The sequence below is a fragment of the Thiomonas sp. OC7 genome (genome assembly GCF_900634595.1).
In the GTDB taxonomy this organism is placed as follows: domain Bacteria; phylum Pseudomonadota; class Gammaproteobacteria; order Burkholderiales; family Burkholderiaceae_C; genus Thiomonas; species Thiomonas arsenitoxydans.
In genome coordinates this window covers 504,593-524,730 of sequence record NZ_LR131953.1, presented here as the reverse complement: position 1 = coordinate 524,730, position 20,138 = coordinate 504,593, and the positions used below count along the sequence as shown (strand labels likewise).

At 63.9% G+C, this 20,138-nt stretch carries 24 protein-coding genes and 1 tRNA gene; 9 read left to right on the top strand and 16 right to left on the bottom strand.

The features are described 5' to 3' along the window. Positions 1–5 precede the first annotated feature (5 nt). Positions 6–326, top strand: a complete 321-nt coding sequence (locus BIO17B3_RS02525; protein ID WP_156052891.1) for a cytochrome c — start codon at positions 6–8, stop codon at positions 324–326. Here the strand turns inward: BIO17B3_RS02525 and BIO17B3_RS02520 are convergent. The 15 genes from BIO17B3_RS02520 to BIO17B3_RS02450 form a co-directional block, all read right to left on the bottom strand. Continuing rightward, a complete protein-coding gene (locus BIO17B3_RS02520; RefSeq protein WP_156052890.1) occupies positions 307–1,887 on the bottom strand; it encodes an efflux transporter outer membrane subunit in 1,581 nt (526 codons plus the stop codon). The two genes, BIO17B3_RS02525 and BIO17B3_RS02520, sit on opposite strands and share 20 nt — an antisense overlap. Next, on the bottom strand, positions 1,874–2,326 hold the full coding sequence (locus tag BIO17B3_RS02515; RefSeq protein ID WP_013122797.1) for a cytochrome c: 453 nt from the start codon (positions 2,324–2,326) through the stop codon (positions 1,874–1,876). Before BIO17B3_RS02515 ends, BIO17B3_RS02520 begins: the two co-directional genes overlap by 14 nt. A 58-nt stretch (positions 2,327–2,384) precedes the next feature. Next, positions 2,385–3,593: a lipid A deacylase LpxR family protein gene (locus BIO17B3_RS02510; protein WP_156052889.1), complete on the bottom strand. Its 1,209-nt coding sequence runs from the start codon at positions 3,591–3,593 to the stop codon at positions 2,385–2,387. Continuing rightward, complete coding sequence (locus tag BIO17B3_RS02505) at positions 3,590–4,477, bottom strand: TIGR00730 family Rossman fold protein (RefSeq protein WP_370512632.1); 888 nt, start codon at positions 4,475–4,477, stop codon at positions 3,590–3,592. The genes BIO17B3_RS02510 and BIO17B3_RS02505 overlap by 4 nt, the downstream gene beginning before the upstream one ends. 1 nt (position 4,478) lies before the next feature. Next, the gene (locus tag BIO17B3_RS02500; protein ID WP_156052888.1) at positions 4,479–5,894 is read right to left on the bottom strand and encodes an MBL fold metallo-hydrolase RNA specificity domain-containing protein; all 1,416 of its coding nucleotides are present in this window, start codon (positions 5,892–5,894) and stop codon (positions 4,479–4,481) included. Between the two features lie 7 nt (positions 5,895–5,901). Continuing rightward, entirely contained in the window at positions 5,902–6,105 is a 204-nt protein-coding gene (locus BIO17B3_RS02495; RefSeq protein WP_156052887.1) for a DUF2892 domain-containing protein, read from the bottom strand. Positions 6,106–6,121: 16 nt separating this feature from the next. After that, the gene (locus BIO17B3_RS02490; RefSeq protein WP_156052886.1) at positions 6,122–6,430 is read right to left on the bottom strand and encodes a DUF1971 domain-containing protein; all 309 of its coding nucleotides are present in this window, start codon (positions 6,428–6,430) and stop codon (positions 6,122–6,124) included. 21 nt (positions 6,431–6,451) lie between these two features. Continuing rightward, positions 6,452–7,162, bottom strand: a complete 711-nt coding sequence (locus tag BIO17B3_RS02485; RefSeq protein WP_156052885.1) for an ABC transporter ATP-binding protein — start codon at positions 7,160–7,162, stop codon at positions 6,452–6,454. Between the two features lie 2 nt (positions 7,163–7,164). Then, complete coding sequence (locus BIO17B3_RS02480) at positions 7,165–8,379, bottom strand: ABC transporter permease (protein WP_156052884.1); 1,215 nt, start codon at positions 8,377–8,379, stop codon at positions 7,165–7,167. Further along, a complete protein-coding gene (locus tag BIO17B3_RS02475; protein ID WP_156052883.1) occupies positions 8,376–9,524 on the bottom strand; it encodes an efflux RND transporter periplasmic adaptor subunit in 1,149 nt (382 codons plus the stop codon). Before BIO17B3_RS02475 ends, BIO17B3_RS02480 begins: the two co-directional genes overlap by 4 nt. Further along, a complete protein-coding gene (locus tag BIO17B3_RS02470) occupies positions 9,521–10,129 on the bottom strand; it encodes a TetR/AcrR family transcriptional regulator (RefSeq protein ID WP_156052882.1) in 609 nt (202 codons plus the stop codon). Before BIO17B3_RS02470 ends, BIO17B3_RS02475 begins: the two co-directional genes overlap by 4 nt. A gap of 115 nt (positions 10,130–10,244) precedes the next feature. Further along, a complete protein-coding gene (locus BIO17B3_RS02465; RefSeq protein WP_156052881.1) occupies positions 10,245–10,874 on the bottom strand; it encodes a DUF2202 domain-containing protein in 630 nt (209 codons plus the stop codon). Between the two features lie 26 nt (positions 10,875–10,900). Beyond that, on the bottom strand, positions 10,901–11,590 hold the full coding sequence (locus tag BIO17B3_RS02460; RefSeq protein WP_156052880.1) for a DUF2202 domain-containing protein: 690 nt from the start codon (positions 11,588–11,590) through the stop codon (positions 10,901–10,903). Positions 11,591–11,608: 18 nt separating this feature from the next. Further along, positions 11,609–11,911 carry a hypothetical protein gene (locus BIO17B3_RS02455; RefSeq protein ID WP_156052879.1) on the bottom strand — a complete coding sequence of 101 codons (303 nt, stop codon included), beginning with the start codon at positions 11,909–11,911 and terminating at the stop codon, positions 11,609–11,611. 30 nt (positions 11,912–11,941) lie between these two features. Then, positions 11,942–12,412 carry a hypothetical protein gene (locus tag BIO17B3_RS02450; protein WP_156052878.1) on the bottom strand — a complete coding sequence of 157 codons (471 nt, stop codon included), beginning with the start codon at positions 12,410–12,412 and terminating at the stop codon, positions 11,942–11,944. A gap of 123 nt (positions 12,413–12,535) precedes the next feature. On the opposite strand from BIO17B3_RS02450, the gene BIO17B3_RS02445 reads away from it, so the two are divergent. Together BIO17B3_RS02445 and BIO17B3_RS02440 are read left to right on the top strand one after the other, a co-directional pair. Continuing rightward, on the top strand, positions 12,536–13,273 hold the full coding sequence (locus BIO17B3_RS02445) for a response regulator (RefSeq protein ID WP_156052877.1): 738 nt from the start codon (positions 12,536–12,538) through the stop codon (positions 13,271–13,273). A gap of 9 nt (positions 13,274–13,282) precedes the next feature. After that, on the top strand, positions 13,283–14,653 hold the full coding sequence (locus BIO17B3_RS02440) for an ATP-binding protein (protein WP_156052876.1): 1,371 nt from the start codon (positions 13,283–13,285) through the stop codon (positions 14,651–14,653). On the opposite strand, the gene BIO17B3_RS19330 is transcribed toward BIO17B3_RS02440, so the two are convergent. Next, positions 14,645–14,779 (bottom strand): hypothetical protein, encoded by a 135-nt coding sequence (locus tag BIO17B3_RS19330; protein WP_013122811.1) that lies wholly within the window; start codon positions 14,777–14,779, stop codon positions 14,645–14,647. The two genes, BIO17B3_RS02440 and BIO17B3_RS19330, sit on opposite strands and share 9 nt — an antisense overlap. 100 nt (positions 14,780–14,879) lie before the next feature. Between BIO17B3_RS19330 and pgsA the strand changes: the two genes are divergently transcribed. From pgsA to BIO17B3_RS02410, 6 genes are all read left to right on the top strand, one after another. Continuing rightward, on the top strand, positions 14,880–15,458 hold the full coding sequence (gene pgsA / locus BIO17B3_RS02435) for a CDP-diacylglycerol--glycerol-3-phosphate 3-phosphatidyltransferase (protein ID WP_013122812.1): 579 nt from the start codon (positions 14,880–14,882) through the stop codon (positions 15,456–15,458). Continuing rightward, entirely contained in the window at positions 15,455–16,357 is a 903-nt protein-coding gene (locus BIO17B3_RS02430; RefSeq protein ID WP_156052875.1) for a DMT family transporter, read from the top strand. The genes pgsA and BIO17B3_RS02430 overlap by 4 nt, the downstream gene beginning before the upstream one ends. Positions 16,358–16,377: 20 nt before the next feature. Further along, entirely contained in the window at positions 16,378–17,481 is a 1,104-nt protein-coding gene (locus tag BIO17B3_RS02425; protein WP_156052874.1) for a tartrate dehydrogenase, read from the top strand. Positions 17,482–17,645: 164 nt separating this feature from the next. Continuing rightward, positions 17,646–17,918: an HU family DNA-binding protein gene (locus BIO17B3_RS02420; protein WP_013105445.1), complete on the top strand. Its 273-nt coding sequence runs from the start codon at positions 17,646–17,648 to the stop codon at positions 17,916–17,918. 61 nt (positions 17,919–17,979) lie between these two features. Beyond that, a tRNA-Val gene (locus BIO17B3_RS02415) sits at positions 17,980–18,055 on the top strand. A gap of 130 nt (positions 18,056–18,185) precedes the next feature. Then, positions 18,186–20,108, top strand: a complete 1,923-nt coding sequence (locus BIO17B3_RS02410; RefSeq protein ID WP_156052873.1) for a SurA N-terminal domain-containing protein — start codon at positions 18,186–18,188, stop codon at positions 20,106–20,108. The last annotated feature ends 30 nt before the right edge of the window (positions 20,109–20,138 follow it).

Sequence of the window (20,138 nt, the reverse complement as noted above, 5' to 3'; positions counted from 1 at the left end):
CCATCATGACTCTTTTGAAATCTCTCTCCCTGACCGTCGCGGGCGTCTTGTTCACCGTCGGCATGGCCCAGGCCGCACCGTCGGCCGCGATCAGCGCCAAATTCGGCGTGTGCTTTGCCTGCCACGGCGTTGATGGTCATGCCATCCTGCCGACCTATCCCAACCTGGCGGGCCAGAACAAAGACTATCTGGTTCAGACCCTCAGGGAGTTCCGCGACGGCAAGCGTCCCAATGATGTCATGGGGCCGATGGCCAAGCCCTTGAGCAACAACGATATCGACGAAGTGGCGATGTACTTCGCCGACATCAAACTGGGGAAGAAGTAAGCCCAGCAGACGATGCGGCAGGCGCAGGCGCATGGGTCTGCGTTTGCACCAGCGCCTGCGTCTGTAGCTGCAGCCCGCCGCCCAGCGCCTGATAGAGCAGGGCGGTGTCGTTCAGGCGCGCAGCCTGCGCGGCGATCAGACCGATGCGGGTCTGTTGTCGCTGCTGCTGCGCGGTGAGTAGTTGCAGCGCGCTGGCTGTGCCCAGCGCGTATTGCTGCTCCACCAGTTGCAGCGAAGTTTGCGCCGAGGCAACGGCTGCGCTCTGTGCCTGCAAGGCCTGGGCGTCGTGTTCCAGCGAGCGCAGCACATCAGCCACCTGCCGCAAGCCTTGCAGCACGGTTTCGCGGTAGTTGGCGGCTGCAGCATCAAAGCCGGCTTCTGCAGCGCGTGCCTCGGCCTTCAGCCCGGGTTTGAACAAAGGCTGGGCCAACTGCCCGGCCACTCCCCAGATCAATGAACCACTGCCGAACAGACTGGCCGCGGTCAGCGCCTGGCTGCCCAGGTTCGCACTCAGAGTGAGCTGCGGGTATTGTTTGGACACCGTCACGCCGATCTGCGCGCTGGCGGCGTGCAGCAAGGCTTCGGCCGCGAGGATGTCGGGCCGCTGACGCACCAGCTCAGACGGCAAACTCAGCGGTAAATCGGCGGGTAGGGTGAAGTCGTCCAAGGTGAAACGCGGATTCTTCGCCGTGCCGGGTTCTTGCCCGCTGAGCACGGCCAGCAAATGGACCGCCTGGTCAGCGCTGTTGCGCAGCGGGGCGATGCTGGCGCGGGTTTGTTCCATCTGGGTTTGCAGCGTGGCGATGTCCGAGGCCGTGGCCACGCCGAGACGTTCGCGCGCGCGGGTGATTTCAAGCTGCTCCTGCTGCGCTGCCAGCATTTTCTGCAGTGCGTCGATCTGAGCGGCCAGCAGTGCCTGCTTCACGGCCGTGGCGACCACGGCTCCAGCCAGACTGAGTTGCGCAGAATCGAGCTGGTAACGCCGCCATTCGGTCTGTGCCGCCAGTGCTTCGAGCGCGCGACGGTTGCTGCCGGAAAGATCAAAGGCGTAGCTCACGCCAACCCCCGCGTTGTACAAGTCGTAGCGCCGATCCCCGCCGGGTAGGCCCATGGCCGCGCTGTTGTTTTGCAAGGTCTGCGCCCCGAGCGTGGCGCTGACCTGCGGATAAAGGGTGGAGCCGCTTTGCGCGGCATAGGTTTCGCGCGCCTGTCGTAGCGTGGACTGCGCCGCGGCGATGGTCGGGCTGTGCTGCAGAGACTGCACGACCAGGGCGTCGAGCTTGGGTGAAGCAAATGCCTTCCACCACGTTGCGGCCACGGTTTGACCCGCGATGAACTGCTGCGCGCCACCCAGCTCGCCGGGCGTCGAAGCCGTGCGGGCGGGCGGCTTACCGGTGGTGTACGACATGGCCTGTGGAGCGGGCGGCGTTTTGAAATCCGGCCCAGCGGCGCAACCGACGAGCCCTAAGGCCAGGGCAAGGATAGAGAGTTTCCGCGTCGGCGCATGACCTGATCCCACGGCATGGACGAAGGCATCATGCGTTGTTTTAGCGTTGGCCATAAAAGTGCTCCTGGAACGATTTGCGAAAGGTCTGATGACAAGCCAGACAGCTTTGCTGGACCGAGGCAAATTGGGTGATGACCGCTGGGCCGTCGCCCCGCGTTGCGGCCTCGCCCATGGCTGCGGCCGCTTCATGAACCTGTTCGTCGAGGCCTCGGAACTTTCCGGCATCCTTGCCGAGCCAGGCCATGATGCGCAGTCTTTCCGCCACCGGTGGCTCGGGGTGATGGGCGATGATGGGCGCGAGGCGTGCCACCAGGGCCCAGTCTTCTCGGGAAATCGCTCCCGTGACGGCTTGCATGTCGCGTTCGAGTTTTTCCATCACGTTCTGTAAAGCCATAGGTTTCGCGGGCTCGGCGGCTTGCGCATGAAAAGTGGCGCCGAAGGCGAGCACGGCCGCGGCCAAAGTGATGGCGCGGAAGCGTTTGGGATTGTTCATTGCGTAGTCCTTTTTTGTTTCATTGAGCCAAATCCAAGGCGGACATCGTCAGGATCATTCAAAACTCCATGCTCAGCGCGACCGAGCCGAAGGCATGGCGACCGGCTTGTTCCGCGAACTCGCGCGTGCGCCAGACGCGCATCAGCGCCAGCCGGATGCCGTGCCCGGCGAGCAGCCATTGGCTGCTGATGCCGACCGCTGCCTGGGCCACCCAGGGACGGCGCGTCACGCTGTGGCTGGAGCGAAGGAGATTGCCGTCAAGGGAAAAGTCATAGGCAACGGCCTTGGTCTCCACCATGCCGAAGAAATGCACGCCGGGACGCGGCCGACTGGCGACTGCCATGACGCTGTTGGGCTCGCCATGAAGGGAGGAGGCCGATGGCGGGCGGTTCTCGGCGCCGGAGCGGATGGGATAGCTGCCGAAATCGTTCGGCAAGTTCCAGCCGATGCGGCCTTCGACGCCCAATGTGGCCGAGGTTTCGATATTGCCCAGGCGCAAACCCATGGAACGAATGACATCAGCGGAAAGACCGGGAATGATGGCGCCCGCGCCACGATAGGTCTTGTACTTGCGATCCATGGCGAGCTGAAGCGCCGGCTCGTTTTTCAACTGGTTGTCCCAGCCCTGGAACCTGGGCGAGCCGATCGCGTCATGGTCCAGGTTCTGCGATTGTTCCGCCAGCGACCACGGGCCGATCACACCGAGTGTGATCTCGCGCGTATCGAGGATTTCGCGATTCGACTCGGGTTCGTGTTTTCGCTGGTTCCACGCCAGGCCCAGGTAGAGCAATCCGGCATAGGGCCGGTCATTGGCGATCAAGTCCGTCCGGGTGAGGTCCTCCGGCGTGAACATGGACTGGCCGAATCTGACCACCACGTTGTGTGTCTGTGCAGAACCATCCGCATCGGCCCAGAATGCGGGGTTCATGAAGCGGATGAGCTGCGCCTGCAGCCGGATGGGCGCCGGCAGGCACTCGGGCCGTAGTCGGCCGGGGATGTCGTGCGAAACCAGAGTGAATGCCACGCCATTCGTGTAGTTCTGGTCGGTGCCGACAAACAGATCATTTTCCAGCCTGGCCGTGCCTCCACGAAGTCTGAATCTCTGTTCAGCCGTGCATTCTCCGGCATCAGCAGCGCCTTCATTGACGGTTTGCGCCAGGGTCGGCGCGGGGAGGAGAACACTTGCCGCCAGCACCAGTAGAGTTCGTCCCAGACGATGTCGGGCGAGTGCGCGCGCACAGGGCGAACGGGGCGTGTACCTGCTCATCCCTGCGCCTCCTCGGGGCCCGGCGGCATGCCGTGATAGAAGGTTTCCAGGACGGTGATGATGTCTTCCGCAGAATCCACGCGCGTGAACAATCCCCGGTCCTCTGCACTGATGAAGCCCTCCTCCACGAGATAGTCGAAGTCGACCGCGCGGCTCCAGAACTCGCCGCCGACCAGCACGATGGGGATACGCGCCATCTTGCCGGTCTGCACCAGGGTGAGCACCTCGAACAATTCGTCGAGCGTGCCGTAGCCGCCTGGGAAGGCGACCAGCGCCCGCGCACGCAGCAGAAAGTGCATCTTGCGCAGGGCGAAATAGCGGAAGCGGAAGGCAAGCTCTGGGCTGATGTAGGGGTTGGGTTGCTGTTCGTGCGGCAGAGTGATGTTCAGACCAATCGAGTGCGCGCCCGCCTCGAACGCCCCCCGGTTTGCCGCTTCCATGATGCCCGGCCCCCCGCCAGTGACGACGACGAAGTCACGGCGCCCTTCCTGCTGGAAGCGGGTTGACACCAAATGCGCAAAACGTCGCGCTTCTTCGTAGTAGCGCGCGTGCGCCAATTGGCGTCGCGCCGAGGCCAGTTCTGACGCCTGCTGCGAATGGGGCGGACGGGGCGCCGCGTGCTGCTCCAGATCCGCCAGCTCCGCTTGCGCTTGGTCGCGCGAAACTACGCGCGCGCTGCCGAAAACGACGATGGTGGAGGTAATGCGCTGCCTGCGCAGTTCACGTTCGGGCTTGAGCAATTCCAGTTGCAGACGCAGCGGGCGTAGGTCATCCTCGGCAAGAAATGCGACATCCTCGTGCGCCAGCCGGTACGTCGGCCCGCGCATGATTGCTTCACGCAGCGCCTCGCGTGGGTCAGCGTCGGTTTGGTCAGGGACTGTCATGTCAGCCGTCTCCGGTCCGGCCATCCCATTGCACGCGCATGTCGGGCTTAGGCACCGTCACTTCCCAACCCCGTTGGTCGCGGAGCCGCTCGGCGAATGCCAGCGCTGCGGCCTCTTCGCCATGCACCACGAAGGTTCGGGCGGGCGGCTTGTGAAAGTGGGCCGACCAACCCAGCAATGCGGGCTGGTCGGCATGTGCCGACAGACCGCCGACAGTGTGGATCGCCGCGCGCACCGGAATGTCTTCGCCGAAGATGCGCACCTGTTTTGCGCCATCGACCAGGCGCCGGCCGAGGGTGCCCTGGGCCTGGAATCCGGTGATCACCACGCTGCATTCGCGCCGGGGTAGATTGTGACGCAGGTGATGCTTGATGCGCCCGGCATTGCACATGCCGCTGGCGGAAATGATGATGGCGCCTGAGCGGATCTGGTTCAAGGCCATGGATTCGTCCACGCTTGCGGTGAAATGGAGATCGAGCGGGGCCTTGCTACGGGCGTGCCAGCCTGCGAGGTCTTGCGCTTCATCGTCAAACAGTTCCATGTATTGCCGGGTAATGCGAGTGGCTTCGGCGGCCATGGGCGAATCGACGAAAACCCTCAGATCGTGCAGGCGGCCTTCGCGGCTGAGGCGGTAAAGGTGGTACAGGATTTCCTGGGTACGGCCGACCGCGAACGCCGGCACGATCACATTGCCTCGTTGCAGGGTGCGCTCGACGATCTCGATCAGTTCGCTCTCGCTTGCTGCCATGTCCTTGTGCGCGCGGTCGCCATAGGTGGATTCGATGATCAGGATGTCCGCGTCATCGATGGGTGTCGGATCGCGCAGAATCGGGCGTCCCGGCTGGCCAAGGTCGCCGCTGAACACGATCTTGGTCGTCTGCGTGGTTTCGCTGACCCAGACCTCGATGATGGCCGATCCGAGGATGTGCCCCGCGTCGCGGAAGCGGCAGCGCACCCCGGCATGCGGCGTCAGTTCTTGGTCATAGGCGACGGGCCGCACCTGGCGCAGGCAGTCCTGGGCATCTTCCATCGTGTACAGAGGGGGCAGCAGCGCGATCTTGTCTTGTGCCGACCTAGCGTAACGTCGAGCCCGCTCGACGTCGCTTTCCTGGATGTGCGCGCTGTCGGGCAGCATCACCTGGAGCAGATCGGCGGTTGCGGAGGTCATGTAGATCGGCCCCTCGAAGCCCGCGCGGGTGAGCTTGGGCAGCAGGCCGCTGTGGTCGATGTGCGCATGCGTCAGCAGCACGAAGTCGATTGATTTCGGGTCGAAGTCAAACGGATTGTGGTTGCGCGCAAGCGCGTCGCGTCCGCCCTGCACCATGCCGCAATCCACCAGGAATCGGGTGTCCGCGGTCTCGATCAGAAAGCAAGAGCCGGTGACTTCGCGTGCGGCGCCGAGAAAAGCGAGGTTCATCGCGGCATCACTTCTGCTTGCGCATCGGACAGGTGCTCAGCCCCAGCAGACGATAGCCCGGACAGCGGCCTGCCAGCCCGGCGAACAGGGGCATGATGCCGATCAGGCCCAGCCAGCGCCAGGGCGAGTCCAGCCACAGCGGCAAGCTCAACAGCACCAGGCCGATGGCCACACGGATGATGCGATCGACACTTCCAATGTTGATTGTCATGACAATTTCTCCAGGTTTACGGGTGGGGATCGCCCGCCTCGGGCGAGACGGCATGAAACTCGACATAAAAGCGCACCGGGCCGATGGGGGCCACTTCATGCGGTACGGTCGGCTCGACGATGCCGGGTTTGTCGGGCGTGAGCAGATGTCGTTCGGGCACGGTTGCGAGAATGCGGTATTCCAGCAAGCCCTGGGTGACGTGGATCACGCCCCAGACGCCAGGTTTGGTGGTGTGTTCCTTGAGCAGGCCCTTGGGTATCTTGGATTCGGTGAACTCGGGCGTGCGGCGGTAGGGGCGCACATCTGCGGGCAGGCTTTTCAACATGAGGACTCCTTCCAGTGCGGTTCAGTCGAAGCCCCGTCCTTCGCCGGCTTCCTCGTGGGTCACGCCGTCGCGGATGTGATAGATGCGCTTGAAGGTGGGGATGATCTTTTCATCGTGGGTGACGACGATGATGGCGGTCTGGTAGCGCTTGGCCATGTCGCCCAGGATGCGGATCACCGCCAGCGCGCGCACGCTGTCGAGCGGCGCAGTGGGCTCATCGGCGAGGATCACCGGCGGACGGTTGACCAGGCCGCGGGCGATGGCCACGCGCTGCTGCTCGCCGCCGGAGAGCTGCGAGGGCATGGCCTTGGCGCGGTGCTGCACGTCGAGCGCGGTGAGCAGTTCCAGCGCACGCTGGCGCGCTTCGCCGTTGGGTTCGCCAGCGAGCATGGGCAGCAGCGCGACGTTGTCGGTGACGTCGAGGAAGGGAATGAGATACGGCGCTTGGAACACGAAGCCGATCTTGTCGCGGCGCAGGGCGCGCAGGTCGCGAATCTTCCAGCCATCGTCGTAGATCACCTCGTTGCCCAGAGTCATGCGTCCGGCGGTCGGCTCGATCACCGCGCCCAGACACTTCAGCAGGGTGCTCTTGCCCGAGCCCGAGGGGCCGACCAGCCCGACCACCTCGCCCGGCGCCACCTGCATGGTTACACCCTTGAGCGCGTCCACCGCGGTGTCGCCGCTGCCGTAGCGCTTTTTCAGGCCTTCGATGCGGATGCCTCTGCCTGTCATGGTCAACCTCCGATCGCTTCGGCTGGGTCGACCTTGAGCGCCATGCGGATGGCCACCACGCTGGCCAGGGCGCAAATCACCATTACCGCGAAGAACCCGGCGATGGAGTCGCCCGGCATGAGCAGCACGAACTTGGGAAACAGCGGCGCGGCGAAGGTGGCGGTGATCTTGCCCACGGCAAAGCCGATCAGGCCCAGCGCCAGCGCCTGCTGCATGATCATCGCGGCGATGGTGCGGTTGCGCGTGCCGATGAGCTTGAGCACCGCGATCTCGCGGATCTTGTCCATGGTCAGGGTGTAGATGATGAAGGCGACGATGGCGGCGCTGACGATGGCCAGGATGACCATGAACATGCCGATCTGCTTGGCCGCCGTGGCGATGAGCTTGTTGACCAGAATGTCTTGCATCTGCGCGCGGGTGAACACGGTCAGGCGTTTCCAGCGCCGGATGGGCGCGGCCACTTCGTCGGCGGTGTAGCCGGGCTTGATGCGCACCAGCACGGCATTGACATAGTTATTGGTGCTTTGCGAGGCGATGATGGCGTCAAGCAGCCCGGGCACACCGGGGCGGTTGAACGCCGGGTTCTCGGCGGTACGGCGGCGCTGCTGCAGGATGGCCTCGTTGTCCTTCAGGAACTGCGCCTGCTGCGCGTCCTTGAGCGGTATGAACACCATCGGATCGCCGTTGGAAGAGACCATGCGCCGCGTCAGCCCGACCACGGTGTAGCGGTTGCGGCGGATCTGCAGGGTGTCGCCCAGTTTGAAGCCGCTGGCGATGTCGGCCACCGCCTCGTAATGGCTGCGGGTGATCTGCCGTCCGGCCACCAGATACGGCGGCCAGCCCGCGCTGCCGGGGCCGTCGGGGGCGATGCCCACCACCATGGCGCGCACATCGCGCGGCTGGCCGTGATTCGCAGCGCGCACCTGCATGGTGAGGTAGGTGATGTTGTTGGCGCTGGCCACGCCGGGCATGGCGGCGATGCCGCGCCAGGTGTCGTCATACAGACTGGACGATTCGGCGTAAGGCCCCTGCGTGTCTTTCTGCACCACCCACAGATCGGCGCCGCTGTTGTCGAGCAGCACCATGGCATCGTCGATCATGCCGCGGTACACCCCGGCCATGACCAGGGTGACGCCGATCAGCAGCCCCAGGCCGATGCCGGTGAACACGAACTTGCCCCAGGCATGCAGAATGTCGCGTCCGGCCAGGCTGATCATGGCGACACTCCGGGAATGTGGTCGACGATGCTGATGTGGCTGCGCGCGCTGAGTGTGCGCTGGCTGTAGACCACCACGCGCTCGCCGGTCTTCAGGCCCTCGATCTGAACGCGGCCATCGAGATCGCGGCCCAGCACCTTGACGCGGGCGAATTGCAGCTTGTCGCCTTCGACGCGCCACACGCCGAGCTGGTCGTCCACGCGCTGCAGACTGGCGTTGGGCACGGTCGGACGCGCCGGTAATGCGGGCAGGGCGACAGTGATATCGGCCAGCTCGCCGATCGGCGGCAGCGGCTGCGGCAAGGGGGTGAACACAATCTTGGCCAGGGTCTCCTCGGTCACCGCGTCGGCCACGGGATCGACCCGCAGCACCCGCCCGGCCAGAGTCTGGTTCGAGCGCGAACGCAGCACGATGCGCGCCGGCAGACCGGCGGCCAGGCCGGTGGCCGTGAGCTGGTCGAAGCGGGTGTCGATCCACAGGCTATCGGGCGCGATCAGTTCGACCACCGGGGCGCCGGCGACGACCGTCGATCCGGGGTCGGCGTCGCGCGCGGTGACCAAGCCGGCAGTGGGCGCAACCAGCTTGAGGTTGCTGCGCTGGGCCTGCAGCGCGGCGAGGTCGGCGCGGGCGCGCTCGACCGCATCCTGCGCCGCCTGCAGCGCGGCTTCGGCCGACTGCAGTTCCTGCTGGCGGGTGGCGAGCAGTTCTTCGGTGGTGCCGTGCGCGGCAAGCAACTGGGCATAGCGTGTCGCCTGCGTCCGGGCGAAATCGCGCTGGGTCTGCGCCTGGCGCAACTGCGCCTGGGTGCTTAGCAAGGCCGCGCGTTGCGAGCGGATGCGCTCGTCCAGATCCACCGGGTCCATTTCGCCGAGCACCTGGCCGGCACGCACCCGGTCGCCGACATGGACGTCAAGACTTTTGACCCGTCCGGCCACGGTCGGACCGACCAGGGTGGTGTAGCGCGCCTGCACCGTGCCGATGCCGAACAGCGCCGGGTTGATCGTATGGCTCTCAACCGTGGTCACGGTAACGGGCACCGCTGCCAGCGGGCCGGTGCGCAGCGCCACATAGCCCAGCAGCAAGACGAGAGGAATCAGCACCGTCAGCAACAGCAGGGTGCGGCGATTGAGGGCGGAAAAATTCATTTTGTGCTCCCGATACAGCGGCGATACAGCGCGAACGCACCGGGCGCCGCGCTGCGGATGTGTTGTGGTTCGCCAGACAGCAGGGTCTGCATCACCAAGCCTTGTATGGCACCAACGAACATGGCGGCGGCCGCGTCGGGCTCGATGTCCTGGCTCAGTTCGCCGCGCTGTTGTCCTTTGACGATGAGTTGGCGCACGCGCTTGCCATAGGCGGCCAGCAGCGTGCGGGCCGCGCGTTTTGCCGCCGTGTCTTCGGCGCGCTGGAGTTCACCGAACAACATGCGCGGCACGCCCGGGTGCTCGGCCACGAAGGCGGCATGCGTGAGAAATACTGCCTCCAGCGCATCGAGCGCGCTGTCGTGGCTGGCGATGGCGCGATCGACCCGGGCCATCAGCCGCGTGGCGACCCATTGCATCACCGCTTCCCAGATGGCGTCTTTGGTGGGGAAGTGACGGAACAGCGCGCCCTGCGTCAGCCCCATGTGCTGGGCGATGGCGCTGGTCGTGATGTCGCTCGGATTACGTTGCGCGGCCAGTTCGATGACGGATTCGACCGTGGCCTCGCGGCGTTCTTCGGCAGGCAGATGCGGGGGACGAGTATTCAATTTGAGCGCAGAATTAAAGTAAGTAAGTGAATACTAACATCGCACATCGCAGAAAAGCACACCCAGGTCGATGCTGATGACACCCGGTGTGCTTTGTCGGGGAGGGCGACTCGAGTCAGACCCGGCCGGTCTCCTTGGGGCTGTTGATGATGGCGTCAAACTCGGCCTGTGTGATGTACTGCGGTGTGTAGCTGACGCCTGCCGCGGTCAACTGCGAGACGAAGGAGCGCAGATGATTGCGCGATCCCTTCAGTAGATTCATGTAAACCAGCTTGACGTCTGGGTTGTCGGTCTGCGCGATACGCTCGTTGAGGTCTTTGATGTCCAGATCCTCGATGGCGGCGCCAACCTGCAGCGCTGCATTCAGCGAGGTCTGCCCATGGCTCATCAGGGCGTTGAATAGGGTCTGCAGCTCGGGATCGACGAACACCCCCGTGCCGGTATGCGAGGCGGGGTCGGGCAATTTATAGCGGGTGATCAGAGTGCCCACGGCGTCCATGTGCTGCTGCTCGCTGGCCGCGATGTTGTTGAAAATGGGCCGTCCCCACTGGGTGTAGAGCAGTTGATAGACATCGCGGGCGAGTTTTTCTTCTTCACGCATGAACACGATGCTGGCGGCTTCAGTGTTGTCGAGGGTGCGGGTGCTGTCGCCGCCGCTGCGGCCATTGCCAGCAAAAGCCGCGGTGACCATCAGCGCGCCGCCCAGGGCGAGAATGGCTTTGGAAAAGTAGGTGGGGGTTTTCATCGGTTCGAAGTCTGTGATGGAAGGAATCAAATCGCGCCGGTTTCGGTCGGGCTGTTGATGATGGCGTCAAACTCGGCCTGTGTGATGTACTGCGGCGTGTAGGTCACGCCTTGCTTGGTCAGTTGCGAGATGAAGGCGCGCATGTGGTTGCGCGAGCCCTTCATCAATTCGTTGAACACCAGGGCGATGTCGGCGTTGTCGGTGGCGGCGATGCGCGTCTGCAGGTCCTGAATATCCAGGTCTTCGATCGTCGCCCCTACGGTGAGCGCGGCGATCAGTGAAGTCTGGCCTTGCGCCATCAGGGCGTTGAACAACTCCTGCACGTGCGGATCTTGGAACACGCCGGGTGCGGTTGCGGCTGCAGGATCGGGCAGGTTGTAGCGCGTCAGCAGTAGCGCCACGGCGTCCATGTGCTGCTGCTCGCTGGCCGCAATATTGCTGAACACCTTCTGTCCCCACTGCGTGTAGAGCAGTTGATAGACGTCCCGCGCGAGTTTTTCTTCTTCGCGCATGAACACCAGTGCGCTGGCTTCGGTGGCCGAAAGATCGGAGGGGGGGAGGGCGTCGAGCTGCGTGCTGAGCGCGGCGGTGGCGGTAGCGGAGGTCGCGTCGGTGCTTGCTGGTGTTGCGGCGACGGTGGAATCGCCACCGCCGCAGCCGGTGAGAGCCAGCACCGCAGCGCCGAGGGTGGCGTTGAGAAAAGTTCGGCGTTGCATGTTTGGGTTCTCCGAGGGTTAGTTCGTCGTGGTGACAGGGGCGGCAGGGGTCGGTTGCAAGGACGGATCCTGGATGCGCTGCTGGTCACGCTGCTGCAGCTTCTGGCCCTGACCAGCGCCCTGTGCCGTGCCACTGTTCTGATTCATGTTGCGATGCTGGTACTGGTGTTGCTGCATCTGGCCGGTTCCGGCGCCCGCTGCGGCTCCGGCACCCATGCCACCGCTCATACCGCCACCCCCCATACCGGCGGCAAAAACGGAACCTGCAGCCCCCATGGCCACGGCTGCGGCCAGAAGACGAAGAGAAGTGCGTTGTTTCATGATGAACTCCTTGAAGTTGAAAAACGTGAATCAGCGTCGACCACGCCCACTGCCTTGTCCGCCCGCATGAGCCCCGCCACCGGCTCCGGCGCCGCCACCCGCAGCAGCGCCAGCCGCCGCAGGTCTTGCGGGAGAGCCGACGGCCAGCCCGGCCATGGCTGCCGCACGCTCCATGCGGCGCTCATAGCCCGTGCCGAAAGGGGCCTCCTTCCCATGCGGTGCTTGCAGGGCCGACAAACCCGTAGCCGCTCCGGCAACCGGGCTGTGCAGCGATTTGCCCGCCTGGGCCGCCGCACCGGCTTCGGCCTGCCGCGCCTGATCAGCGGCGACTTGTCGTGTGGCATCGAACAAGGCTCCCGCGCTCAGAGGCTTCTGCTGCGCCTGAGCCGTCGCCAAACCTGCGAGGCTCAGACCGAGACCGACGGTCAGGCGGAGGCAAGATTGAGCGAAAGCGTGCATGGCGGTACGGACAAGGCAGTGGTTGTGATCGATGGGGGACATGTTTCGATGGCGAGGTTGCGCCTGGATGTCTTGCACGAGGCGTTGTATTCCCCTGCGTATCACTTTGTTTCACTCCATGTCGGCAAACGCCGCCAGCCCCTTGGAAGTCCTAGACTTCGGGCCATGAATTCACCTGCTCCCAGTCAGCGCATTCTGGTGGTCGATGACGACCCGGAATTGCGCGCCATGCTGCGTGATTACCTCACCGGTAATGGCTTTGCGGTCGATCTGGCTGCTCATGGCGACGCCATGCGCGCCTGTCTGGCGCAGCAAATGCCGCACGCCGTCATCCTCGACTTGATGCTGCCCGGCGAGGACGGGCTGGCGCTGGCGCGTGAACTGCGGCGCAGCGGTGATCTGCCCATTCTTATGCTTTCGGCACGCGGCGAAGAGATTGACCGGGTGATCGGGCTGGAGGTCGGTGCCGATGACTATCTGCCCAAACCTTTCAGCCCCCGCGAGCTGCTGGCCCGTCTGCGCGCCTTGTTGCGCCGGGCGCAGCCGACCTCTGCGGGGGATTTGCCGCCCGCGTCCAAACCGGCAGAACAGGCGGTGCGGTTCGGCCCCTTCTTGCTTGATGCCGCAGCGTTTCGCTTGCTGCGTGACGGGCAGGATGTGGGATTGAGCGTGGCCGAGTTCACCTTGTTGCAGGCCATGGCCGCGCATCCCAACCGCGTGCTCAGCCGCGATCAACTCATCGACTGGCTCAAAGGCTATGAGCGCGATGCCTTCGATCGCAGCATCGACGTGCGCGTTGCTCGCCTGCGTCGCAAGATCGAAGATGATCCGGCCCATCCCGTTTACGTTCGCACCATCCGGGGGCAGGGTTACCTGTTCAATCCGTCAGGCGTAGGCGCCTGACCTCGCTTCATGCAGCCCACTGCAGGCCTGAGCGAAACCGGACCGCACAAGCGCACGCTGCGGCAGCAGACGTTGCGGGCGATGCTGGTACTGGTGTTGCTCCTGGAGCTGGCATTTGCCGGGGTCGCGCTGCTGTTCGTGCTCAAGCCCATGGCGCAGCGCTCGGCAGACGATCTCGCGGGTCTCATGGTGCTGTCCGCGCAAACCTGGGCAGAACTGCCTCCGCAAACCCGCCCGGCGTTTCAGCAAGAGCTGCACAACCGCTATCGTCTCAGCCTGTTGCCCGATATGCAGCCGCCTGCCGACAACGGCATGACGCACGGGCTTTACATCGGCTTTGTTGAACAGTCGCTGCAGCAACGCACCGGGCATGCGGTGTATTTCCGTCGGCAGACCGACGCGCAGGGACACATCTGGCTCTGGACCAGCATTCCCGCAGGCGGGCGCGACATCGGCGTGGGGTTCGATACCAGCCGCATCCAGACGCAACCCATCCGAGCCCTGTTGATCGGTCTCGCCCTGACCTTGCCGCTGTCGTTTCTGCTGGCCTTGTGGTGGGCGCGGCGCATTTCGCGGCCGCTGGTGTCCATGGAGCAGGCCGCAGCCGGGCTGGCGCGCGGCGATACCCCGCAGCGTTTGTCGCAGTCGGGGCCGCGTGAAATCGCCAACCTTGCGGCGCATTTCAACCAAATGGCCGAACGTATCGACGCCTTGCTGCAGGCGCGCACGACGCTGCTTGTCGGCGTATCGCACGATCTGCGCTCGCCCCTGGCGCGCATCCGTCTGGCGCTGGAACTGCAACGCATGGCGCCCACTCCCGAACGGCTCGACCAGATCGAGCGCGATGTTCTGGCGATGGACCGGCTGATCGGCGAGGTGCTTGCCCTCGCTCGCGGCCTGCGAGCGCACGCCGCAGAAGACCTCGTCTTGAAGCCCTGGTTGCAAGAACGATTGCAGATGCACGATGAATGGGCGACATCACGCGGTGCAACCCTCGGCGTGCAATGCCCGGACGATCTGCACGCGTGGGTGGATGCCGCCGCCTTGCAGCGCGTTGCGGACAATTTTTTGACCAACGCGGTGCACTACGCCGCAGGCCCCATCACCTTGCAGGCGGGACCGGGCAGCTCACCCGGCCGGGTGCGTATTGCCGTGCTTGACCGCGGCCCTGGCATTCCCGCCGATCAGCTCGACGCGGTATTTGCGCCCTTCACCCGGCTCGATTCTGCCCGCACGCCGGGGCACGGCTCCGGCTTGGGTCTGGCGATCGCCAGGCAATTGGCGCAGCAGCACGGCTGGGCGGTTGGACTGCAGCAGCGTGACGGCGGGGGGCTGATCGCCTGGGTGGAGGTGCCGGTGTCGCCCATTCATTCAGTCTGAAGGGGGCTTGGCGGTGCGTTTGCGGCGCCGAACCCGCCACAGCGTCCAGATGACTAGCGCGATGGCAATACCGCCGTAGATGTAGAGCAGAAGATCGACATGGGCGGCGAACCAGTTGGAGTTCATGAAGTCAGTTTCCTGTCGCGGCAAGGATGAGCCAGGGCATTCACCCTATCATGCCGCTCATCGACGCAGCCATTTTCCGAACTTCGCATTCTCCACTCCCATGTCTTTGCGTGCGCTCAATCTGCCGACGCTGCTCACCTGGGCGCGCGTGGCGGCCATTCCGCTGGTCGTCGGGGTGTATTTCCTGCCAACCGACTGGATGACCCTGCCCGAGCGCAACCTCGCCGCGACCATTTTGTTCATTCTCAGCGCCATCACCGACTGGCTCGACGGCTATCTGGCGCGTAAATGGAACCAGACCTCCGCATTCGGCGCCTTTCTCGACCCGGTGGCCGACAAGCTGATGGTCTCTGCGGCCCTGCTCATCCTGCTGCAGCTCGGGCGCGTCGATGCCCTGGTGACGCTCATCATCATCGGCCGTGAAATCGCCATCTCCGCGCTGCGCGAATGGATGGCGCAGATTGGTCAGTCGCGTCGGGTGGCGGTGAGCTATGTCGGCAAGGTCAAGACGGCTGTGCAAATGGTGGCCATCCCCTTTTTGCTGTTCGGCGGAACCCTGTTCGGCATGGTGAATACGGTGCTGATCGGCCAGTGGCTGATCTGGGCGGCGGCAGTGCTCACGCTTTGGTCCATGCAGTATTACTTCCGCATTGCTCTGGCGGGGATGAAATTGACGTGAGCGCTGCACAGGTTGGCACGCCTGCCGTGCTGCGTCGTGTCATGCCCTGGGTGTTTGTGCTGATCTGGAGCACCGGCTTCATCGTCGCCCGCTATGGCATGCCCTACGCCCCGCCGCTGAAATTTCTCAGCCTGCGCTATGCCTTTTCGCTTTTGGTGCTGTTGCCGCTGGCCGCATGGCTGCGCACGTCATGGCCGCGCGGCGGCAAACAATGGCTGCATCTCGCCGTGGTGGGCGCCTTGTTGCAGGCGGGCTATCTGGGCGGGGTGTGGGCGGCGGTCAAGCAGGGCATTCCGGCCGGAACGGTGGCGTTGATCGTGGGCCTGCAGCCCTTGCTCACGGCGGTGCTGGTCTCGGCCGGAGGCCAGCGCATTCATGCTCGCCAATGGCTGGGCCTGCTGCTGGGCTTTGGCGGCTTGGCGCTGGTGGTCCTGCATAAGTTCGACGGTGGACAACTGAGCGCCCACAACCTGCTGCTGTCACTGCTCGCACTGTTCAGCATCACCGCCGGAACGCTGTGGCAAAAGCGCTTTGTTCGTCCGACCTCGGTCTGGGGTGCATTGAGCATTCAACTTCTGGCGGCCATGATCATCACTGCGCCGTTTGCGCTGCTGGAGACGGAGCCCGTGGTGTGGAACGGGCAGCTCATCGGGGCCCTGGCTTGGTCGGTGCTGGCGCTGACGGTCGGGGCAGGGGCCTTGCTCTATCTGCTCATTCAGCGCGGCGCGGCGGTGCAGGTGACCAGTCTGATCTACTGGGTGCCGCCCGTCACCGCCTTGATGGGCTGGGCCTTGTTCCACGAAACGCTCGGCCCGACGACCTGGGTGGGCATGGCGCTGGTGGCCGCCGGCGTCATCGCCGTGACCCGTAGGCCGGCGACGGTGTTGATCCAGCGTTGAACAAATTTTCAGGAGATCCCATGAATGCAAGCCCATCGGCCTCGCCTCTGCGCATCGCCGTTCTGGCTGGTGACGGCATCGGGCAAGAGGTTGTGCCCGAAGGCCTGCGGGTGCTCGACGCGGCGGCCCGCCGTTTTGGCATCGCCCTGCAACTCGATCATTTCGACTTCGCCTCATGCGACTATTACCAGCGACATGGCGCGATGCTGCCCGCGAACTGGAAGGAGCAGATCGGCGACCATGACGCGATTTTGTTTGGCGCCGTCGGCTGGCCGCAGACCGTGCCCGATCACGTCTCACTGTGGGGATCGTTGCTGCAATTCCGGCGTGAGTTCGATCAGTATGTCAATCTGCGTCCGGCAAAGTTGATGCCCGGAGTGCATGCGCCGCTGATCAAGCGAGACGGCAGCGCGTACGCGCCGGGCGAGATCGACATGCTGATCGTGCGCGAAAACACCGAGGGCGAATACTCCAGCATCGGCGGGCACATGTTCGCCGGCACCGAGCGCGAAGTGGTCATCCAGGAAACGGTGATGAGCCGCATCGGCGTGGACCGCGTGCTGCGCTACGCCTTCGAGCTGGCACGCAGCCGACCGCGCAAACACCTCACCTCGGCCACCAAATCCAACGGCATTTCCATCACCATGCCCTACTGGGACGAGCGGGTGCAGGCGATGTCAGCCGACTATCCCGATGTGATGCGCGATCAGTTTCACATCGACATTCTTACCGCGCATTTCGTGCAACGCCCTCACACGTTTGATGTGGTGGTGGCGAGCAATCTGTTCGGCGACATCCTCTCCGATCTCGGCCCCGCGTGCTGCGGCACCATCGGCATTGCGCCTTCGGCCAATCTCAACCCGGAGCGGCGCTTCCCCTCCTTGTTCGAGCCGGTGCATGGTTCCGCCCCAGACATCGCAGGAAAAGGCATTGCCAATCCCATCGCCCAAATCTGGAGCGCAGCGCTGATGCTTGACTTCCTGGGCCACCGCGATGCGCACGACGCCATATTGCGGGCCATAGAAACCGTGCTCGCGCCTGAGAGCGGCGCACCGCGCACCCCCGATCTCGGCGGAACCGCGACCACGGCCGATCTGGGCCGGGCGGTGGCCGAATGCATTTAACTCATGGCTAGAATACGCGGTCTTGCGCAGGCAACACGACCGATGACACGCCGCATTGACACGAGCGAATGCCCCCGGCTCTAATCGCCCGATCACCGCCGCGCCCGTGCAGGGCGCGGGCTTTGCGTTTTATCCAGACCGATCCAGACTGAAGAGGGACACAAGTGAACAAGGCAGAACTGATTGAACACATGGCCAACAACGCCGATCTCAACAAGGCTCAAGCAGGCCGTGCGCTTGACGCGCTGATCGATGCCGTGCGCCGCACCTTGAAAAAGGGCGACAGCGTGTCGCTGATCGGCTTCGGCACCTTCGCCGTGACCAAGCGCGCTGCGCGCACCGGCCGCAATCCGCGTACCGGCGCCGCCATCAAGATCAAGGCCGCCAAGATTCCGAAGTTCCGTCCGGGCAAGGGTCTCAAAGACGCCATCAAGTAATTTGTTCCGGCAGCAGCGCGGCGCGATCTCAACGCTGCTGCTGCCACTCCAGGCGATAACCGGGTGCTTAGCTCAGTTGGTAGAGCGGCGCCCTTACAAGGCGTAGGTCGGGGGTTCGAACCCCTCAGCACCCACCATCGGTTGTTGCATCGTCCGACTTCATTCTGATTCTCGCGGTTGTCTCGTCGCACTTTCCGGCGGCCTTGAACGACCGCAAACAATGTGGGCAGGTTCCCGCATTGCACCCCTCTCCAAGCCCGCGCCACCATGCTCGAATCCATACGCAAACACAGCAAGCTGATGCAAATCGTGCTGTTCGTGTTGATCTTTCCGTCTTTCGTGCTGTTTGGAATTCAGGGCTACTCCAGCTTTGAGGGGAGCGCTGATGCGGCGGCGAAGGTGGGCGGTCAGACCATCAGCATGCAGCAGCTCGACGCTGCCAACCGCGACGAGATCGCACGCCTGCAAAGCATGCTCGGCAGTGCGGTGGACAGCAAGCAGCTCGACACGCCCGAGCAGAAGCTGCGCACGCTCGATGGCATGATTCGCCAGACCTTGCTGCAACTCGAAGCCCGGCGCGAACATCTCGAAGTGACCGACGCCCAGGTGCAACAGGCCATTCTGCAGATTCCGCAGATCGCCGCGTTGCGCAAGCCCGATGGCAGTTTCGATGTGCAGGCCTATCGCAGCCTGATCGCCGCACAGGGTATGAATACCTCGCAATTCGAAGCGCAGGTGCGCGAGCAGCTCATCCTGCAACAGGTGCTCGGTGGCTTGGCCGGATCGGTGATCGACAGCCAGGCTCTGGCCACAGCCGCCGCCAAAGCGGCTGCGCAACAGCGCGAAGTGCGTCTGGCCCTGTTCAAGCCGGCAGACTACACGGCACAGGTGCAAGTGACCCCGCAAGAGGTCGAGACCTTCTACAAGAACAACACCGCCCGTTTCCAGAAACCCGAGTCAGCCGACATTCAGTATGTGGTTCTGAGCGCCGCTGAAGTGGCCGCGGGCATCAAAGTCACCGCCGAGCAGGCCAAGGCTTTTTACGACGCCAATCTGTCCAAATTTTCGACACCGGCCGAGCGCCGCGCCAGCCACATTCTGATCGCAGTTCCTACCGATGCCACAGCGGCGCAACAAGAACAAGCCAAGGCGCGCGCCGAGGCTATCGCCAAGCAGGTGAAGGCCAACCCCGCTGAATTTGCCGCGCTGGCGCGCAAGGATTCGCAAGACCCGGGCTCTGCCGAGAAGGGTGGTGATCTGGGCTATTTCACCGCTGATGCGATGGTCAAACCTTTTGCCGATGCGGTATTTGGCATGCAGAAAATCGGCGAAATCGTCGGGCCGATCAAGACCCAGTTCGGCTATCACATTATCGAGCTCACCGGCATCAAGCCGGGCGCACAGCAGCCCTTCGATGCCGTCAAGGCCAGTATTGAAAAACAGTTGCAGCAAGAGGCCGCGCAGAAACAGATGTCGGCCGACGTGGAAGCCTTCACCAATGCGGTGTTCGAGCATCCGGACAGCTTTCAGGCCGTCGAAGACAAGCTGCATCTGAAGGTGCAATCCGCCAGCAACGTTACCCGCACGCCGCAGCCCGCAGCGCCAGATGCGGTCAGTCCGCTGTCGAGCAAAGCGTTCCTCGACGCGTTGTTTGCCGAATCCAGCTTGCGCAACAAACACAATCTGCAGGCCATCCAGATTGCTCCCAACGTCTGGGCTTCTGCTCGCGTGCTGTCGTTCAGCCCGGCGCAGACCCTGCCTTTGGCGCAAGTGCAGACCCAGGCGCGGCAGATGTTGGTCGATCAGAAAGCGGCCGAACTCGCTCGCAAAGCGGGCGAGCAGGCGCTGAAGTCGCCCGCCACCCTCACTTTTGGCGCGCCCCAGACGATCAACCTGACCCAACCAACCCCTGGTGTTTCGCCGCTCATCGTTTCAAAGGCATTCGGGCTGAGCGCCAGCAAGTTGCCCGCCACCGCCGGTGTTGATCTCGGCGCGCAAGGCTATGCCGTGCTGCAGCTCGACAAGGTGATCGAGGGCCAGGCGCCCGCACAACTGATCAGCGCAGCCGCCAACGCCGAGCAACAGGCGCTCACCCAGGGCGTGATGAACGCTTACATCGAAGCCTTAAAGAAGCGTTTCGGGGTGGAAATTCTCTACAAACCCAAGGCTGAACCCGCAGCCGCCGGCTGATTGCCGTGACTGCAGGTCTTCGAAAAGACC

Coding starts and splice junctions, on each gene's coding strand:
- BIO17B3_RS02525 (WP_156052891.1), top strand. CDS start 6: ATGACTCTTTTGAAATCTCTCTCCCTGACCGTCGCGGGCGTCTTGTTC.
- BIO17B3_RS02520 (WP_156052890.1), bottom strand. CDS start 1,887: ATGGCCAACGCTAAAACAACGCATGATGCCTTCGTCCATGCCGTGGGA.
- BIO17B3_RS02515 (WP_013122797.1), bottom strand. CDS start 2,326: ATGAACAATCCCAAACGCTTCCGCGCCATCACTTTGGCCGCGGCCGTG.
- BIO17B3_RS02510 (WP_156052889.1), bottom strand. CDS start 3,593: ATGAGCAGGTACACGCCCCGTTCGCCCTGTGCGCGCGCACTCGCCCGA.
- BIO17B3_RS02505 (WP_370512632.1), bottom strand. CDS start 4,477: ATGACAGTCCCTGACCAAACCGACGCTGACCCACGCGAGGCGCTGCGT.
- BIO17B3_RS02500 (WP_156052888.1), bottom strand. CDS start 5,894: ATGAACCTCGCTTTTCTCGGCGCCGCACGCGAAGTCACCGGCTCTTGC.
- BIO17B3_RS02495 (WP_156052887.1), bottom strand. CDS start 6,105: ATGACAATCAACATTGGAAGTGTCGATCGCATCATCCGTGTGGCCATC.
- BIO17B3_RS02490 (WP_156052886.1), bottom strand. CDS start 6,430: ATGTTGAAAAGCCTGCCCGCAGATGTGCGCCCCTACCGCCGCACGCCC.
- BIO17B3_RS02485 (WP_156052885.1), bottom strand. CDS start 7,162: ATGACAGGCAGAGGCATCCGCATCGAAGGCCTGAAAAAGCGCTACGGC.
- BIO17B3_RS02480 (WP_156052884.1), bottom strand. CDS start 8,379: ATGATCAGCCTGGCCGGACGCGACATTCTGCATGCCTGGGGCAAGTTC.
- BIO17B3_RS02475 (WP_156052883.1), bottom strand. CDS start 9,524: ATGAATTTTTCCGCCCTCAATCGCCGCACCCTGCTGTTGCTGACGGTG.
- BIO17B3_RS02465 (WP_156052881.1), bottom strand. CDS start 10,874: ATGAAAACCCCCACCTACTTTTCCAAAGCCATTCTCGCCCTGGGCGGC.
- BIO17B3_RS02460 (WP_156052880.1), bottom strand. CDS start 11,590: ATGCAACGCCGAACTTTTCTCAACGCCACCCTCGGCGCTGCGGTGCTG.
- BIO17B3_RS02455 (WP_156052879.1), bottom strand. CDS start 11,911: ATGAAACAACGCACTTCTCTTCGTCTTCTGGCCGCAGCCGTGGCCATG.
- BIO17B3_RS02450 (WP_156052878.1), bottom strand. CDS start 12,412: ATGTCCCCCATCGATCACAACCACTGCCTTGTCCGTACCGCCATGCAC.
- BIO17B3_RS02445 (WP_156052877.1), top strand. CDS start 12,536: ATGAATTCACCTGCTCCCAGTCAGCGCATTCTGGTGGTCGATGACGAC.
- BIO17B3_RS02440 (WP_156052876.1), top strand. CDS start 13,283: ATGCAGCCCACTGCAGGCCTGAGCGAAACCGGACCGCACAAGCGCACG.
- BIO17B3_RS19330 (WP_013122811.1), bottom strand. CDS start 14,779: ATGAACTCCAACTGGTTCGCCGCCCATGTCGATCTTCTGCTCTACATC.
- pgsA (WP_013122812.1), top strand. CDS start 14,880: ATGTCTTTGCGTGCGCTCAATCTGCCGACGCTGCTCACCTGGGCGCGC.
- BIO17B3_RS02425 (WP_156052874.1), top strand. CDS start 16,378: ATGAATGCAAGCCCATCGGCCTCGCCTCTGCGCATCGCCGTTCTGGCT.
- BIO17B3_RS02410 (WP_156052873.1), top strand. CDS start 18,186: ATGCTCGAATCCATACGCAAACACAGCAAGCTGATGCAAATCGTGCTG.